The organism is Priestia sp. 179-F W1.4 NHS (assembly GCF_045369295.1).
GTDB lineage: Bacteria > Bacillota > Bacilli > Bacillales > Bacillaceae_H > Priestia > Priestia zanthoxyli.
The window spans coordinates 65,967-81,260 of sequence record NZ_JBIQFF010000007.1 but is presented as its reverse complement, the minus strand read 5'-3'; the positions used below and the strand labels follow the sequence as shown (position 1 = coordinate 81,260).

19 protein-coding genes are annotated in these 15,294 nt (G+C 37.6%); 4 read left to right on the top strand and 15 right to left on the bottom strand.

Annotated elements, in window-relative coordinates:
- Positions 1-130: 130 nt before the first annotated feature.
- From ACH0CI_RS23305 to corA, 3 genes are all read right to left on the bottom strand, one after another.
- Positions 131-856, bottom strand: coding sequence for a response regulator (locus ACH0CI_RS23305; protein ID WP_406902341.1), 726 nt, complete (start codon positions 854-856; stop codon positions 131-133).
- Positions 849-2,435 (bottom strand): DcuS/MalK family sensor histidine kinase, encoded by a 1,587-nt coding sequence (gene dcuS, locus ACH0CI_RS23300; protein WP_406902358.1) that lies wholly within the window; start codon positions 2,433-2,435, stop codon positions 849-851. The genes ACH0CI_RS23305 and dcuS overlap by 8 nt, the downstream gene beginning before the upstream one ends.
- Before the next feature lie 154 nt (positions 2,436-2,589).
- The gene (gene corA / locus ACH0CI_RS23295) at positions 2,590-3,555 is read right to left on the bottom strand and encodes a magnesium/cobalt transporter CorA (RefSeq protein WP_028412482.1); all 966 of its coding nucleotides are present in this window, start codon (positions 3,553-3,555) and stop codon (positions 2,590-2,592) included.
- 151 nt (positions 3,556-3,706) lie between these two features.
- Between corA and ACH0CI_RS23290 the strand changes: the two genes are divergently transcribed.
- Positions 3,707-4,162 (top strand): ferritin-like domain-containing protein, encoded by a 456-nt coding sequence (locus ACH0CI_RS23290; RefSeq protein WP_406902340.1) that lies wholly within the window; start codon positions 3,707-3,709, stop codon positions 4,160-4,162.
- 54 nt (positions 4,163-4,216) lie between these two features.
- On the opposite strand, the gene ACH0CI_RS23285 is transcribed toward ACH0CI_RS23290, so the two are convergent.
- The gene (locus tag ACH0CI_RS23285) at positions 4,217-5,383 is read right to left on the bottom strand and encodes a M20 family metallopeptidase (RefSeq protein ID WP_047751748.1); all 1,167 of its coding nucleotides are present in this window, start codon (positions 5,381-5,383) and stop codon (positions 4,217-4,219) included.
- A 143-nt stretch (positions 5,384-5,526) separates the two neighbouring features.
- Between ACH0CI_RS23285 and ACH0CI_RS23280 the strand changes: the two genes are divergently transcribed.
- A complete protein-coding gene (locus tag ACH0CI_RS23280; RefSeq protein WP_335707243.1) occupies positions 5,527-6,582 on the top strand; it encodes an aromatic acid exporter family protein in 1,056 nt (351 codons plus the stop codon).
- Between the two features lie 32 nt (positions 6,583-6,614).
- On the opposite strand, the gene ACH0CI_RS23275 is transcribed toward ACH0CI_RS23280, so the two are convergent.
- Positions 6,615-8,069 carry an alanine/glycine:cation symporter family protein gene (locus ACH0CI_RS23275; RefSeq protein WP_028412486.1) on the bottom strand — a complete coding sequence of 485 codons (1,455 nt, stop codon included), beginning with the start codon at positions 8,067-8,069 and terminating at the stop codon, positions 6,615-6,617.
- A 256-nt stretch (positions 8,070-8,325) separates the two neighbouring features.
- On the opposite strand from ACH0CI_RS23275, the gene ACH0CI_RS23270 reads away from it, so the two are divergent.
- On the top strand, positions 8,326-9,078 hold the full coding sequence (locus tag ACH0CI_RS23270; RefSeq protein ID WP_033580720.1) for a lipase family protein: 753 nt from the start codon (positions 8,326-8,328) through the stop codon (positions 9,076-9,078).
- A gap of 26 nt (positions 9,079-9,104) precedes the next feature.
- On the opposite strand, the gene ACH0CI_RS23265 is transcribed toward ACH0CI_RS23270, so the two are convergent.
- The 10 genes from ACH0CI_RS23265 to ACH0CI_RS23220 form a co-directional block, all read right to left on the bottom strand.
- Complete coding sequence (locus ACH0CI_RS23265) at positions 9,105-9,593, bottom strand: DinB family protein (RefSeq protein WP_033580719.1); 489 nt, start codon at positions 9,591-9,593, stop codon at positions 9,105-9,107.
- Positions 9,594-10,156: 563 nt separating this feature from the next.
- A complete protein-coding gene (locus ACH0CI_RS23260) occupies positions 10,157-10,375 on the bottom strand; it encodes a hypothetical protein (RefSeq protein WP_025752849.1) in 219 nt (72 codons plus the stop codon).
- 44 nt (positions 10,376-10,419) lie between these two features.
- Positions 10,420-10,827 carry a DUF4176 domain-containing protein gene (locus ACH0CI_RS23255; RefSeq protein ID WP_406902339.1) on the bottom strand — a complete coding sequence of 136 codons (408 nt, stop codon included), beginning with the start codon at positions 10,825-10,827 and terminating at the stop codon, positions 10,420-10,422.
- Positions 10,824-11,135, bottom strand: coding sequence for a DUF4176 domain-containing protein (locus ACH0CI_RS23250; RefSeq protein WP_406902338.1), 312 nt, complete (start codon positions 11,133-11,135; stop codon positions 10,824-10,826). Before ACH0CI_RS23250 ends, ACH0CI_RS23255 begins: the two co-directional genes overlap by 4 nt.
- On the bottom strand, positions 11,132-11,383 hold the full coding sequence (locus ACH0CI_RS23245; RefSeq protein ID WP_406902337.1) for a hypothetical protein: 252 nt from the start codon (positions 11,381-11,383) through the stop codon (positions 11,132-11,134). Before ACH0CI_RS23245 ends, ACH0CI_RS23250 begins: the two co-directional genes overlap by 4 nt.
- 18 nt (positions 11,384-11,401) lie before the next feature.
- A complete protein-coding gene (locus ACH0CI_RS23240; RefSeq protein WP_406902336.1) occupies positions 11,402-12,901 on the bottom strand; it encodes a T7SS effector LXG polymorphic toxin in 1,500 nt (499 codons plus the stop codon).
- Between the two features lie 14 nt (positions 12,902-12,915).
- A complete protein-coding gene (locus tag ACH0CI_RS23235) occupies positions 12,916-13,206 on the bottom strand; it encodes a YwqI/YxiC family protein (protein WP_406902335.1) in 291 nt (96 codons plus the stop codon).
- Positions 13,206-13,571: a YwqH-like family protein gene (locus tag ACH0CI_RS23230; protein ID WP_406902357.1), complete on the bottom strand. Its 366-nt coding sequence runs from the start codon at positions 13,569-13,571 to the stop codon at positions 13,206-13,208. The genes ACH0CI_RS23235 and ACH0CI_RS23230 overlap by 1 nt, the downstream gene beginning before the upstream one ends.
- Positions 13,572-13,601: 30 nt before the next feature.
- Entirely contained in the window at positions 13,602-13,802 is a 201-nt protein-coding gene (locus tag ACH0CI_RS23225) for a hypothetical protein (RefSeq protein ID WP_326137952.1), read from the bottom strand.
- Positions 13,803-14,040: 238 nt separating this feature from the next.
- On the bottom strand, positions 14,041-14,565 hold the full coding sequence (locus tag ACH0CI_RS23220; RefSeq protein WP_013055087.1) for a type 1 glutamine amidotransferase domain-containing protein: 525 nt from the start codon (positions 14,563-14,565) through the stop codon (positions 14,041-14,043).
- A 306-nt stretch (positions 14,566-14,871) separates the two neighbouring features.
- On the opposite strand from ACH0CI_RS23220, the gene ACH0CI_RS23215 reads away from it, so the two are divergent.
- Positions 14,872-15,294, top strand: coding sequence for a DoxX family protein (locus tag ACH0CI_RS23215; RefSeq protein WP_033580717.1), 423 nt, complete (start codon positions 14,872-14,874; stop codon positions 15,292-15,294).

The following is a 15,294-nucleotide window of genomic DNA, read 5'->3' as shown; positions in this document are numbered from 1 at the left end:
TTTTTCAGTCAAACGACTTGTTTTTTTCCTTTGTTATTATCAACCATACCACTTAACTCACCGGCACTCTACAGTAAAATATTCTCACACCGACAAAATAGCACCGGACGTCTCTGACAGGTAAATCTTTTTATTTTTCAAAGTCAACGAGGTAGTGATGCAGCAAGTGACGGTTTTGTTCATTGTATAAGTACGCATACACAGGACGTCCTATTGTGCCGTAAGTCATTCTTTCTCCAAGAAGACCTATATCTGTTAGAAATTTTAAATATTTTCGAATAGACACTCTTGAAATTCCCGTTTTTTCAGCCACATCATCGGTCGAAAAAGGGTGATCTTTAAGATGCACAATGGCTTCTACGATGACTTCTAATGTTCCTGTCGTTAGACCCTTAGGCAACGGCTCTACCGGAGCTTCTTTTATTTTTTTATTAGACAGCAGCCCGTCTAATTCCTGTTGATTAAGCTGAGGTTGCTGTTTTAACGTACGAAATGTTTGTTTATAAGCCGAAAGTGCTTGATAAAAGCGTTCAAATGTAAAAGGCTTAATCAAATAATCAATCGCTCCATAGCGTAAAGCTTGCTGAATCGTTTGGGCATCCGAAGCAGCGGTGATAAAAATGACGTCTATTTCCTCTTGCTTTGTTCGAATCTCTTGTAAAATTCTCAAACCATTTTGCCCAGGCATAAAGATATCAAGCAGTACTAAATCAACTTGATATTCATTTACCTTCACTAAGGCTTCATGACCCGAATGAGCAACAGCGACCACTGTAAACCCCTCTATCTCTTCAATGTACTTTTGATTAAACTGAGCAACCATTGGGTCATCTTCAACAATTAATACTTTAATCAACTTGATCTCTCCTTGTTTCGTACGGAATATCAATATAGAATGTGGTACCGCTATTTATAAATGAGTCAATAACGATTTGGCCACCTAGTTCATCAATCGTTTGCTTCACTAAATGCAGCCCAAACCCTCTGCTCGTTCCTTTTGTAGAAAAGCCTTTCTTGAAAATCTGATTCATTGTATCGGAAGGAATGCCGCAGCCTGTATCCGTAACTTGAATCGTAAGCTTATTGTTTTTATACACAAGCATAACGGACACTTTTTTAGAAGCTTGATGACAAACTGAATCAATTGCATTATCAATTAAATTTCCAATAATGGTAATGAGATGATGAGTAACGTGTGGATCTGAAGGTTCTGGAATAACTTCATCAGCGGAAAACGTCAGTTCTACGCTTTCCTCTCTAGCATAACTCATTTTGCCCATGAGAAACCCTGCCAACGCATGATCTTTAATAGATTTAGTCACTGAACTAGATTCATCGACACGATGATTAACAAGCTGATGAATATACGTTTTTAGCTCATCATAATAATTCATCTGCACCATTCCTAAAATCACATGAAGTTTATTCATAAATTCATGCGATTGTGCTCGAAGCGCTTCCACATACATTTTAACACCTGTTAGCTGTTCTGCTAAGATATTAACTTCTGTTTTATCCCGAAACGTAGAAAGTGCTCCTACAATCTCTTCGTTTACCACTAGCGGAACCCTATTAACTACAATGGCTACTCCATTTATGACTTGCTCTTCATCATAATGAGATTCCCCCGTAGACAAAACGTCGTCCAATCTGGAGGTGGGCATATATTCTCGAATAGACAAACCGATTGGCTCTGGTGCTAACCCTGCTTTAACAAATAAGCGGCGTGCAGAACGATTAGCAAGTGTAATATTACCTTCTTTATCAACAGCTATCACTCCTTCACGAACCGACTGCAGCATGGTGCTTCTCTCTTCTAGAATTTTAGCAATTTCAGAAGGTTCCAAGCCAAATAAAATTTTCTTTATGTAATTCGCTAATAAAATAGCACCAAGAACGCCTACAAGTAAGCCAATTAATGAACCTAAAACAATTCGACGATGCCCATCTCTAATCGCTTCATTTACATTATTCAAAGAAATCCCCACAGCCACTGCGCCAATTTGTTGATTTTTTTCATTATAAATAGGTGCAAAAGCGCGCAGAGATTTATCAAGCGTTCCTTTTGATACAGATACATAAGATTTCCCGTGCAATGATTTTTGCTCATCGCCTCCGGCAAACCTCTTTCCTATCTTTTTAGGATCTGGGTGAGATTGGCGGATTCCATTCATATCTATAACAACGATAAACAAGACGCTTGATTTTTCACGAATTCGTTCAGTAAATTCCTGAATTGACTGAGGTGTTTTTGTCTCTAGTCCTTTTTTCACGTTCGTTGATTCTGAAATAATTGTAGCAATAGTCCGAGCTTTTTCAGCCTGTTGATCTCGGATGTTTTTTCCAATTGAACTGCTAACTAATAAATCCGTTAACAATAGCGATAGAATTACCACCATGCATACAAGCAGCACCGTGATGCTTCGCAGTCCCATTCTTCCGTGTTTCACATTCTTCCCTCGCTTCCCTGCTTTCCTTGTTTATAGCACAAGAAAAAGATCTTATCTAGAGGCAGATAAGATCTTCGCTTATTTAATTTCATTTTTACTGAGCTGATACACATTTATACAGGAAGGTTAACAATCTACTTTATAGTTTAGGTCCTTTTCGATATTTGAACCATCCCATTTTATAAAAGGCAAAGACCATTACGCCTACAAGCCCAATCATAATGCCCAGTACAATAAAATAATTATATTTTCCCGTCAGTTCCGGCATATATGAAAAGTTCATGCCATAGAGGCCAGCAATAAACGTCAACGGTAAGAAAATAGCTGACATCAGCGTTAGCGTAAACATGATTGAATTCATACGATCCGAGTTGATGGACATAAAGCTTTCTCGAATATCATTTGACAAATCCCTGCTTGCTTGCATAATTTCAATCATATTTAATAGGTGGTCATAAATATCATTAAAATAGCGAACCTGCTCTTTTGCTTTTAACGCATTGGTTGACATAATACGATACATTAAATCTCTCATGGGGTTTAAAATCCGGCGCATTCGTGACAAATCACTTCGGATGTCATAAAGCTGCCTCATTAGTTCATCCATAGGTTCGTCTTTTGCATTGTCTTCAATGTCGTCTATGTGATCTTCAAATTTATAAAGCACAGGGAAGTATTCATCAACGGTATGATCTAAGAGTTCATACATGATATCCCATGTTCCATCTTCGGTAGCCTCAGGGTCTTTTTTGATAAGCTCCCACACTCTAGCCACGCTCGTTAGCTTGTCCAAGTGGTAAGTGACTAAAAAGTTATCTCCTACAAATGCAGATACTTCTAAGTGCTCAAGCTCTTCTTTATGAAGTGCATAATACACTAAAAAATAATGCTCATCATACAACTCAAATTTAGCCCGCTGACCTTGATTCAAACAGTCCTCAACTGCTAAAGGATGAAAATTAAATTGTTCAAGCTGCTTTTTTTCTTCCTCGGTGGGATTGTAAAAATCAACCCAATACCATTGAAAGTCATGGCTTGAACGAATCTCATTCATTTCTATCTCTTTAATAGCTCCTTCTTTGGTTTTAGCTACAATTTTAATCATAAGATAACCTCTGTCTTTTTTGATACTATTCTCTGCACATACCCTTTTTACCATTTTGTTAAACTTTTTTCTTTTAATGTACGCCTTTTCTTGTCTATACATACGATGATGGTGACGACAAGAGAACAAAACGGTGAGGAGGTATATCCATATGTATGAATTTTACTCCCGGCATGAAGAATATTGGGAAGATGATACAAGACTAGACGAACAGCTTTTAAGAGATATAAACAAAGCTGTAAACGATGAGTTTTCCGCTATTCACTACTATACACGCCTAGCAGAGCTAGCTCCTAATGATAAGTTTCAACAAGCTATATTAGGTATTCGGCAGGATGAAATTAAACACTTTGACTGGTTTTCTAAAACCTATTATGATTTATCAGGCAGCTACCCACAGATTTCATTAAACATAAAACTGCCAAATACTTTTCAAGAAGGGGTCTCTGAATCCATTAAAGATGAAGTAGAAACCGTTCCATTTTATCAATCAATCGCTAGAAGAATCACAAATGCTCGAATTCAAAGCCGCATTGTTCGAGCTGCGAGCGATGAACAGCGCCACGGTCAAATTTTTCGAACCATTCAGTCCCACTTCTCATACTAAATAATACGCTTGCCACTGCAAGCGTATTATTTAGTATGGTTTTATTATTATCTCTTACTTTGTAGCATTAAATTCTTCTTTAATTTTTTGGAGCAGCGTTTGATTTGTTAATACGTCATACCCTGTTAATGCCATTGTTTTTGCACCAAGTATCATTGCTTCTCTTCCTTGCTCACTTAAAGCTGCTTCTCTAAATTCGTGCGTATGACAAACAAAATAATCATCACAAATTTGAATATACGGATGAATAGCCGGAACAACCTGACTCACATTCCCCATATCTAAAGATCCATGATCGCCTTGGTCTTCCGTAATGCTTTGCTCGCTCACACCTAATGAGATGAGATTATTTGTATAGACGTCGGATAATGTTTGATTCGTTTGCATATCATCATAAGAAAACTCATAGTTTGAGATTTTTAATTTTGTTCCCGTCGCTAAAGCAGCACCATGTGCACATGCCTTCACCTTATCTGTTACTTCATCTACATATGCACGAGTTGAAGCGCGAACATAAAATTGCGCTACTGCATAATCCGGTACAACGTTGGCCGCCTTGCCACCCTCTGTAATCACTCCATGAATACGTACATCCGGCTTTACATGCTGGCGAAGCGCATTAATGCTATTGAACGTTTGTAATACACCGTCTAGCGCATTGATTCCTTCATGAGGGGCAGCGGCTGCATGTGCAGATTTTCCGAAGAACTCAAACTGAATCGCATCCATCGCAAGAGAACGCCCGCTTTTTTGATGACAGTAATAAGGGTGCACCATCATAGCTACGTCTAAATGATTAAAAATCCCTTGTTCAGCCATCGTTACTTTGCCGCCTCGTGTTTCCTCTGCAGGCGTTCCGTATACGTATATTTTACCGCCCGTTTCTGCGACTGCTTTGCTCAGACCAATACCAGCGGCAATTGACATGGTTCCAATTAAGTTATGTCCGCATGCGTGTCCGAGATCCGGCAAAGCATCGTACTCTGCCATAAACCCAATCGATGGACCTGGCTTTTGACTGTCATAAACAGCGGTAAAAGCCGTTGGCAAGTCACATGTACCAATTTCAACTGTGAACCCTTGTTCTTTTAAAACATCTGTTAATGCTTTGCAAGCCTTAAATTCTTCATGGCCAAGCTCAGGATTTTGTCCAATATATTTGCTTACATCATAAAATGTATCCTGTAATTTATTAATTGTTTCATTTATTAATTGTTTCATTAGTTGTACTCCTCTTTTAAATATTTAAACAAATTATAGTATATTTATTCTTTTTTTGAAAGCTAGTTTTTAAGACGTGTTTTCCTATCACCTTAATATGCCTTATAATTAAACTACTAACTGTTTTAAAGAAGGTATGCATAATGATTAACGTAAAAAAATTTAATTTTTTAGGCGGTCGTATTATTAAAACAGGCATTGCCGTTTTTTTGACTGCACTCATTTGTCAGTCCGTTGGCTGGCCGTGTATGCTCGCTGTTATTACAGCCATTGTTACGATTGAACCAACCGCTGCGGATTCTATCAAAAAAGCGTTCATTCGCTTTCCTGCTTCAGCAATTGGAGCTGCTTTTGCCATGATTTATACATTTCTTTTAGGCGTAACGCCGCTTACCTATATGCTTGTTGCTGTTTCTACTATTATATCCTGTTATAAATTGCGTTTACATGCCGGAACACTCGTTGCAACGCTAACAGGAGTGGCTATGCTGACGATTGTGCACGACCATTATTTCATATCATTTTTAATTCGCCTAGCGACCACTAGTATTGGGCTGCTTACTTCTTCACTTGTAAATATCATTGTTCTTCCTCCTAATTATACACCGATTATTACGAGGAAAATTCAAAATCTCTCAAAACAAATGAGTAGCGTCTTACAGCAAAGAGGAAGCGAACTTTCTCAAGTACACGCTTGTCATAAACAAACAAAGCTTCAATTTCAGCAGCTTTCTGCTGAAATTGAAAAAATTGAGACGCTTTGTAAGTATCAGCGAAAAGAATGGAAATTTCATCATTTCACTCGTACAGCTATGAGAAAATTCCACTATGAATATAAGAAACTTTCTCTTATGAGGCAGCTTGTCTACCATATTGGTAATTTAATTTATTTGCCCGCTCATCAGCTGCAAAGTGCAAAACATCAAGTGATTTGGGACACTTTCACTTCCTTTCATAACGTCTTACAAAATGAACAATATAAAAGCTCTTTGCAGCATCAAACGCTTGTTTTGACTTTAAAACAAAGGTTTTGGGCACATAAGCAGGAAGAAAACAGAGTGGATCAGCCTTTTTCAACAGAAACAACCATGCTGTACGAACTTCTTGCAATTCATCACCTGCTTGAAGAACTACACCGTATTCATCGTTTGAAGGAACGCTATAACTTAAATAATTCGCCTGTCTCACTTTCTTCATAAAAAAATCCTCACATATGTGAGGATTTTCTTGTTTACGAAACTTGTGACTCATCTTTCTTATATTCTTTCTCCCAGTAGTCCGCATTTTTAATTCCTAGCTTAACAGGATCAAATACGGGGTCTACCCCTTGTTTTTTCTGAGCTTCATAGTCTTTTAATGCAACTAACGCAGGCTTAGCTAAAATTAAGATAGCAATTAAATTTAGCCATACCATAATACCAAGTCCTGCATCACCTAACGCCCAAGCTAATGAGGCTTGTTTCACTGACCCATAGAACGTAGCTCCCAGCAGGACAAGTTTTAATGCAAACATAGCCCACTTTCCGTTCTTTCCGCGAGTTAGATAAGCAATATTTGTTTCAGCAATGTAATAATAAGCCATGATCGTTGTAAACGCGAAAAAGAATAGGGCAACTGCCACGAAGCCAGCTCCAAACCCCGGCAACACTGTTTCAATAGCAGCTTGTGTAAATCCAGGTCCTGCTTCTACACCCGGTAAATTTGAAATAATAAATGAACCTCCCGGTCCTTCCGTGTTGTACATGCCTGTGAATAAAATCATAAACGCTGTTGCTGAACAAACGAACAGTGTATCAATATAAACCGAAAAAGCTTGTACAAGACCTTGTTTCGCCGGGTGTGAAACTTCTGCTGCAGCTGCTGCGTGAGGTCCTGTCCCTTGTCCTGCTTCGTTTGAATAAATGCCGCGCTTCACTCCCCAAGAAACAGCTAAACCAACGATTCCTCCAAAAGCAGAATCTAATGCAAAAGCACTTTTAAAAATAAGAGCGATAACTCCCGGCAACTCGGAAATGTTCATTGCAATAATAATAAGAGCTAAAATAATATACCCAAGTGCCATAAAAGGTACAACGAATTGGGCTACCCCTGCAATACGCTTAACGCCTCCAAAAATAATAAAAGCAAGAATAATAACTAATCCTACTGCTGTAACCGTTGGACTAACACCAAATGCATTGTCGATGCCAAGCGCGATGGAATTGGACTGAACGCCCGGCATTAAGATACTCATCGCAACAAGTGCTGCAATAGCAAATAAAATGCCATACCATTTCATACCTGTTCCTTTTTCAATGTAGTACGCTGGACCACCTCGATATTGGCCATCTTGCTTAACTTTATAAATTTGAGCTAGTGTTGATTCGATGAATGCACTAGAAGCACCAATAAAAGCAACTGCCCACATCCAAAATACAGCCCCTGGACCTCCAAAAGCGATAGCTGTCGCAACTCCAGCAATATTACCTGTTCCAACTCGTCCCGACAGCGCTAAAGACAGGGCTTGGAAGGAAGAAACTCCCGCTTCTGAGCTTTTACCCTGAAACATAAGCATAACCATGTCTTTTAAGTGTCTTACCTGCAAAAACCTCGTTAAAATTGAGAAAAACAGGCCGATCGCAAGACACCCATAAATAACAGGCGTGCTCCATAGCACATTATTCAAACTCGTTACAAATTGCTCCAAACGATAACCCCCTTATTTTTTAATTCAGACTATTTTAAATTATAAGTTAAATTATAAATTTTAACAATAAAACTCTAAATTAAAACTTGTTTTTTAGTTAAAATACACAAAAAAAGTTATAAACCCCTCAAAAACATCCAATAAGAAATCGTTTACATTCCATAATTATTGCTCTCAAAAAAGAGATATCTGCACCTTTCTTCTCAAGAACACATAGGCTATAGGAGTTATTTTCTATTAGAAGGTGTGAAAAACAATGATGAGAATCGAGCCTTTATTTTATCGTTCTTTAGCTCTAGACCTTCTTTATGCGTGCGTCTTAGCTTATAAGCAATACGCACAGGGAGGCACATTTGATGTACCTGAAGGCTACCGGCTTATTAAATCGTTTAAAGCTTCTGCCGTAGGGGTGCAAGAATGGTTTGGTTTTATTTTAGAATCTGATGAAGCCATTGTGATTGCCTTTCGAGGAACTCAATCTGAGGCAGACTGGATTGCTGATGCTCGCATTCGGCAGCGCCCTTATCCATACAATCAACAAGCGGGTCTCGTCCACGAAGGTTTTTTAGCTGTTTACGAATCATGCCGTGATGAAATTTTTGAAACATATAAATCGCTTCCCACCAAGCCCATTTATATAACGGGTCATAGCCTAGGTGGCGCACTCGCTGCTCTTCATGCCTTGGATGTCGCCACAAACGCATCTTTTCCGGAAGTTACAATGTACAACTACGGAGCTCCTCGAGTAGGGGATCCTCAATTCGTTCAAACATACACAAATCTTGTTTCAAATAGCCGCTGTTTTGTTAACACGACGGATACGGTTCCTAAAATCCCTCCGAAGCGACTCTATTCCCCTTCCACCAAGCAAACAATTTATTACGATCAAGACCCTCTGCAACTCTCATTTACCATCCAAACAGGCTCTACCGTAGGGAACCATAATCCCCAAACATACAGTGTTGGGATATGGATGATGTCGGATTATCCTATTTTGGTCCAAAAATAAAAAAACAGGCGGAATGCCTGTTTTTTTTATGCGCCAATTGCTGTTTTGATTTCTTCTATTTGTTCTTGATGACGCTTTTCATGATAGCCAATAAAATCAATCCATTGCTTTAAATCCATTAACCCAAACACAGGATGTGGAAACGATTTTTGCTTTAGGTTTTCTTCACTGGCTGTTTCTTCTAACTCTACTAAAGCCGCTCTTGATTCCGCCAGCTTACTCTTCATTTCTTCTAATGTCTGCTTTTCATTAGAAGGCGTAACTTGAGCCGGTGCATCTACTTTTCGAGAACGGTCTACCGCTAAATGAAACGGCTTATCTTCGGTTGGCTGATCTACACCGTTTTCTAACTGATCCTTTACACGTGAAACAATCATGCGCTCCATCAAATATAAATGTTCTAATACTTGCATAACGCTCCATGTATTAGATGCTGGCTGCTGATTTAATTGTTCATATGTTAATGATTCTACACTGTTCAATACATCATTTCGAAACTGTTCATTTTTGTTCATTGTTCATCCTCCTCTAGGATTCCTCTAGCTTATCGTATCAAAAAACTCTTCTATATAAAAAGGATATCCCTTTACATAACCATGTTTTAGCTACAATTGTTTCACGTGAAAAAAATCTTTTTTCTATTTGACATAGATCAACTGAAGTGTTATATTTAGATTTCTGGCTTTTCTTTAAGAGCTGGACATAGTGAAAGTAACTTGAAAGGATGTATCGTACAATGCAAGGTAAAAATACTGGCATTCGACACATGTCTTTGAACAAAACTTATTCACACTGGATCGGCTTCGGAGCCGTAAGGATGCAAGAGAGGTAGGGCTTGCGTCGTTTAGGTTAATCGATCATGTGGAAAAACAAACCGCGGCAATGGATGAAATCCATGCAAGCACAATCAATGCTAATTGTGCCCTAACAACAACGAAACATACAAAAACCGTAATCATGGATTTTATAAAGAAAGTAATCATTTTGTTTTTACACTTGCAAAAAGCAAGTTACTGATAAGAAACACGAACAAAAGCGAGCAGATGCATCTGCTCGCTTTTTTAATGATGATTTTTTATTAAAGCTTTCCAAGCTTACGCCGAATCCGCCAGCAAATAGCCCCAATGATATACCAAGGAACAACAATCATAACAAATGCCCAAAACGAAAGCTGATTTCCTTTAGCTCCTTCCACCATAAACAAAGTCGCTGTAGAAATCGTAGCTGCTATTGCAACGAATAGTGGCACTAGCAAAATGAGACGGATAAAGAAGTATTTACTTTTTTGGTTAGGCAATCGAATTTCCTCTTTTCTATTGCAACCAGACGCAAATAGTTAATTTATTTACTTTTTGTTCCATCTATTTGCTGCTGTACATTTTTCAAAAGCTTTCTACTTTCAGGTGTTACGTATCCAACATGCAAAACCTTTTCTATTTGGTTGCGATTAAAAAACATATTGTAATCTGAAGAAACATTACCTTCAGGATATGGTACAGCAATGTAATCATATGTAATGTTATTTGAAACATTCTTTTGGTATTGCCCATAAACCATAACAGCCTTGTCTACATTTTTTAGTTTCATTACTGTTCCAATTGGCAAGAGCTCTGTTGTATCAACTTTAACAGCTTCATCACTAGATTTAAGCTCCTTGCTTTCCTCTTTAGAGCTTGTGCTGGAAGAACATCCTATTAATAAGCTTCCAATGACCAGAGCTTGCACAACTAGTAGGATTCTTTTTTTCATTGTTGAGTTTCCTCCTCTCGGGCTTTTTGGATTTCTTTTTCTATTTTTTTTCTCATTTTATCTTCTACTATTGATTTCATACCAAAATGTTCAACACTTTGAATCATATTACGATTGAAGAATACATTATAATCACTCGTAATATTGCCTTCAGGATAAGGAACACCAACATAGTCATAAATTTGTTGACTAGATGCTTGAATTTGAAACCTACCAAAAATCAGCACAAATTTTTCAACATCCTTTAGTTTTACTACACTACCTATTGGTAAAAGGTCCTTGTAATGAATGTTTTGTTGATTATTCACTCACAATCACTCCCTATGTCTTTTTTAATTCTTGAACGAATAAAAATTGCAATTGCAGAAGTGCCGTAAGCCATAAAAGCAACGCCAGCCATCGCTTTTTTTACTGTGCTAGAATGGACTCCTGCTTCAGGAAGAATAACGAAAAACGTAGCTGTTAGTAAACCTGTAAAAGTAAGAGATATCACAATTGCATAAATCATACAAGCAGCTCTTAGTACTTTGTTTAGATCTTTTTTATTGGTAATCATATTAAAAACCTCTTTATATTAATCTTCATCTTCATCTTCCTGGAAACCGTAAGAAAAACCTGCACCTACTCCCAGAGCAGCATGAATTCCTGTTTCTTTTCCTAATGATCCACTTATTCCAATACTTCCTACTGAAAGATCTACTCCAACGTAAGGATCATAATCAAGTCCAACAGCTTTTTGAATTTTATTCACCCATGGAAATTCTAATGGTTCGACTTTAAACTCAGCTTTTCCTACAGCAGCTTCAGCTCCTAAATTAACCTGGTAGTTCTCATAGTTAGCCTGAGCTTCTGCTTTCCCAAAAGTAAAATCTGCACTAACTGCTGAATCTTTTGTATGAAAAGAGCTTTTTGAAACTCCTACTTCCCCTTTTAATCCTATCGTTTGTCCATAATCGATAGACTCTATCATTGACTTATAACTATATGGCATTGCCACCTCAGCTTCACCATATAGAACTTGTTGTGATAAAAAGCCTGGTATATCATCCATCTTTTCCGTATCTATTATTGATGCCTTGGTTTTCATACTTAAAGTATCTTCTTTTGTAGAAAATTCTAGATTTGCATTTCCTACACCATCTGAATCCCAACTATCAGATACGTCTTTCTTGATTTCAAATCCATCTGTTTTTTTAGTTTCTTTTTTTACAATTTTACTATACAAATCTTTGTTATCTTTAGAGATACTCAACCTATTAGTTATGTTAGAGTTAGTTGAAAATACTGCTAATGTACTCTCATATTTGCCACTATAGTACAAATCATACATATTACGGTACTGACTCTCTACCGTAATTCTTTGAAAGACTACTGGATACTCCCTAGCAAAATTCACATAATCGGTATTACGTTTATTCATGGTTCGCCACTGTGGTGTAGTCTTGACAAATCCATTTTGGTAGACATCCAATGTACGTGCACCGTTGCTAAGCATACCTTGAACTGATTCTACATGCTGCTCCATTGTTTGTATATCTTTACTGATGGATTCAAGGCTTTGGGACTGCGTAGCATCGAACTCGTTGATTTTTTGCACCAAATCACTTAACTGCTTTTTTGCATCGTTAAACCCACTAACTACTTCGCTGTCATCGAGTGAACTAACCGAGATTAAATCTTGGATTTGTCCAATTATTTTATTCGTTTCATCTGTTAAGTTAACGGTGGATTGCTGTGCATCGCTCAAACCCTTTGTTAAATCATTTTCTAAATAGCTTTCATGAATTAATGCATCTTTACTACTATCAACTTCATCTATAGCTGTATCGATAGTTGTTAAAGTTGTCATATACTTTGTAAGGAATAGACTGTAGAACATAAGAAAAGGCTTATGGCATTCTTGATAGAATTGACGAATTTTTTCTCCTCCCTCACCTTTCAATGAAGAATCAAGAGCAATAATTCCATCCACGCTCTTTCCTATCTGGCTCACCATCTTTTGTTGAACTGCTATATTTCTTTTTGTATTTAAAATTGCTTCACGAAAAGCATGAGCATCTAACACTTTTGCCATGGCATACACTCCTTTTATTTTAAGATAGAAGTAGATACGGATACGGTTGAAAGCTTTTGATCAGCTTCCCTCATTAATTCTACTGAACTTCCAGCCATTTGTTCGCTCTTTATTAGTAAAGCCTGATAAGACTTAAGAAGCGCCTCTAATTTAGTGTTAATCTCGCTTAGCTTATCCATTGTGTCTAGAACATTAAGCCCCTTTATATCTTGAGGAAATGAGGGATCTAAAGCTTGAGCAGATAATCGAAGCTGTGAAAGGGCGGTATCAATTTCAGAGTACTTCATTAAAATTTCTTTTCCCATCAATAAGCTCCTTCCTTATTATTCTTTTCGTTTTCAAGGGCTTCTTCATGTTTTATTATTAACCTTTGAGTTTCTTGAATAGAGCTTTGAATAGACTCTATCTTTGTATCAATTTCCGCAAAAATTTGGGTAAATTGAGTCGTAAGTATAGCTTGGTACTTCTCTTGTATATCGTGATCTCTTAAAGTATAAAAAGTAGTTGCTTTATTGCCTTTAAAACTGTCTGGTGAGCTAGATGGCTGTTTAACTAAACGCTTTTTATCAGCGAATTCTTTTTCATATGCCTCTAAGCTTTTTCTACAACTTTGTAGACGTTTTAAATTCTCTTTTTCATTACTCAACGTTGTGTTGTAGGGTGTTAACATGATATCCAATACGTATCTCCTCCTTTTCCATTACTTTAACAACACCCGGTTAGCTACTTTATACGCAATAAATATAAAAACAGTTGTAATTAAAAACTGTATAATGATCATAATCCAGAATAAACTCCGACCGTTCCAAATTAAAAATGTTGTTGTCATTTGCATCGCAAGTGCAAAAACATAAAAGATGATACAAGCAGTTTTTCCGTAGCGCTCCCATAGTTCACTCACCAGTATCCCTCCCTTTATTTAAAGCTGCTGCCTCATGAATTAACCCACCTTCCATCATACACGACCTATTCTTTACCAATAAATAGGTCATCCCTACGGTCTTTTACACTATTTGTATATGATTCGTTTAAATCAATGTAATTTTTTGCATAACCTTTAGTCTCATATACCCAACACCCTCTAAATTGGAAACACCTTACACAAAAAAGCCGAAACCAATATGGTTTCGGCTTTTTTCTTATTGCTCTGCTAGTACATCCGCAAATGCTTTTGCATAAGGTGGAAGGTCTGGCGGACGGCGACTTGAAATGATGTGGCCGTCGATTACGACTGCTTCATCATGCCAAATAGCTCCCGCGTTTTCCATATCATCTTTGATTCCTGGCGTACTTGTTACGTTTCGGCCATCTAAGATTTTTGCAGAAATTAATACCCATCCTGCATGGCAGATTTGGCCGATTGGCTTTTGCTGTTCGTCCATATGACGAACCATTTCAATTACTTCAGGGTAGCGGCGCAGCTTATCCGGCGCCCAGCCTCCAGGTACTAAAATAGCGTCATATTCAGCTGGATCAACATCTTTAAATGCGTAGTCCGATACGGCTGGAACACCGTATTTCCCCATGTACGTTTCGTTTGCTTTTTCTCCAACTAAATGTACTTCTGCTCCTTCTTCGCGAAGACGCATCACTGGATACCATAGTTCTAGATCTTCAAAGTCTGCACTAACAAGCGCAATAACTCTTTTATTTTCTAAGCGCATCGTAACACCTCCGCCATCAGTATAGCATGTTGGAGAATAAGATTGAAAATAAGGAACTAACTTGTACATAATTAAAGGATTTTTCAAGTGCCCTTCAGAAATTTTTTGTATGCCAAATGGTCTAATTTTATATTTTCACTTGACTGGGGACAAACACCACACTACAATGTGTAGTGTGATGTTTATAATGTTGTAAAATTATCCAAATAAGAAAGACTTTCTGATTTAATTGCTACATTTCTTTTTTCGGGCTTTCACACTACATAACGTAGTGTTTAATTAAATAAACTTAAAGGAGGAAGTAAAGTGAATAAAAACGTCGAAATTGGTTCACTTATTATTCGTTTAGTATTAGGTTTTACATTTTTAGTACACGGTTTTCAAAAATGGCAGGGCGGGATTGAAAATACAGTAGGATTCTTTGATAGCTTAGGAATCCCTGGTTTTATGGCCTACATTGTTGCAACGATTGAACTTGTAGGTGGGGTCCTTATTATTCTTGGTCTAGCAACAAGAGTCGTAGCTGCTTTATTTGTGGCCGTTATGCTTGGCGCTATTTTCACAGCCAAGCTTAAAAGCGGATTTGTTGGCGGGTTTGAGTTTGATATCGCTTTAATTGCCATGTCTGCTCACTTGTTCCTTGCAGGAAGCCAGTTCCTTGCTCTTGATAAAGTGGTATTTAAAAAGAAAGAAACTGCTTTTTCTCTTCAAGAAGAAAGCAGTAAGTAA

Bases quoted from the DNA above. Each gene is read 5' to 3' on its own strand.
- ACH0CI_RS23245 (WP_406902337.1), bottom strand. From the start codon at position 11,383: ATGATTACCAATAAAAAAGATCTAAACAAAGTACTAAGAGCTGCTTGT.
- ACH0CI_RS23220 (WP_013055087.1), bottom strand. From the start codon at position 14,565: ATGCGCTTAGAAAATAAAAGAGTTATTGCGCTTGTTAGTGCAGACTTT.
- ACH0CI_RS23285 (WP_047751748.1), bottom strand. From the start codon at position 5,383: ATGAAACAATTAATAAATGAAACAATTAATAAATTACAGGATACATTT.
- ACH0CI_RS23235 (WP_406902335.1), bottom strand. From the start codon at position 13,206: ATGGGAAAAGAAATTTTAATGAAGTACTCTGAAATTGATACCGCCCTT.
- ACH0CI_RS23240 (WP_406902336.1), bottom strand. From the start codon at position 12,901: ATGGCAAAAGTGTTAGATGCTCATGCTTTTCGTGAAGCAATTTTAAAT.
- ACH0CI_RS23270 (WP_033580720.1), top strand. From the start codon at position 8,326: ATGATGAGAATCGAGCCTTTATTTTATCGTTCTTTAGCTCTAGACCTT.
- ACH0CI_RS23290 (WP_406902340.1), top strand. From the start codon at position 3,707: ATGTATGAATTTTACTCCCGGCATGAAGAATATTGGGAAGATGATACA.
- dcuS (WP_406902358.1), bottom strand. From the start codon at position 2,435: ATGGGACTGCGAAGCATCACGGTGCTGCTTGTATGCATGGTGGTAATT.
- ACH0CI_RS23255 (WP_406902339.1), bottom strand. From the start codon at position 10,827: ATGAAAAAAAGAATCCTACTAGTTGTGCAAGCTCTGGTCATTGGAAGC.
- corA (WP_028412482.1), bottom strand. From the start codon at position 3,555: ATGATTAAAATTGTAGCTAAAACCAAAGAAGGAGCTATTAAAGAGATA.
- ACH0CI_RS23265 (WP_033580719.1), bottom strand. From the start codon at position 9,593: ATGAACAAAAATGAACAGTTTCGAAATGATGTATTGAACAGTGTAGAA.
- ACH0CI_RS23230 (WP_406902357.1), bottom strand. From the start codon at position 13,571: ATGTTAACACCCTACAACACAACGTTGAGTAATGAAAAAGAGAATTTA.
- ACH0CI_RS23280 (WP_335707243.1), top strand. From the start codon at position 5,527: ATGATTAACGTAAAAAAATTTAATTTTTTAGGCGGTCGTATTATTAAA.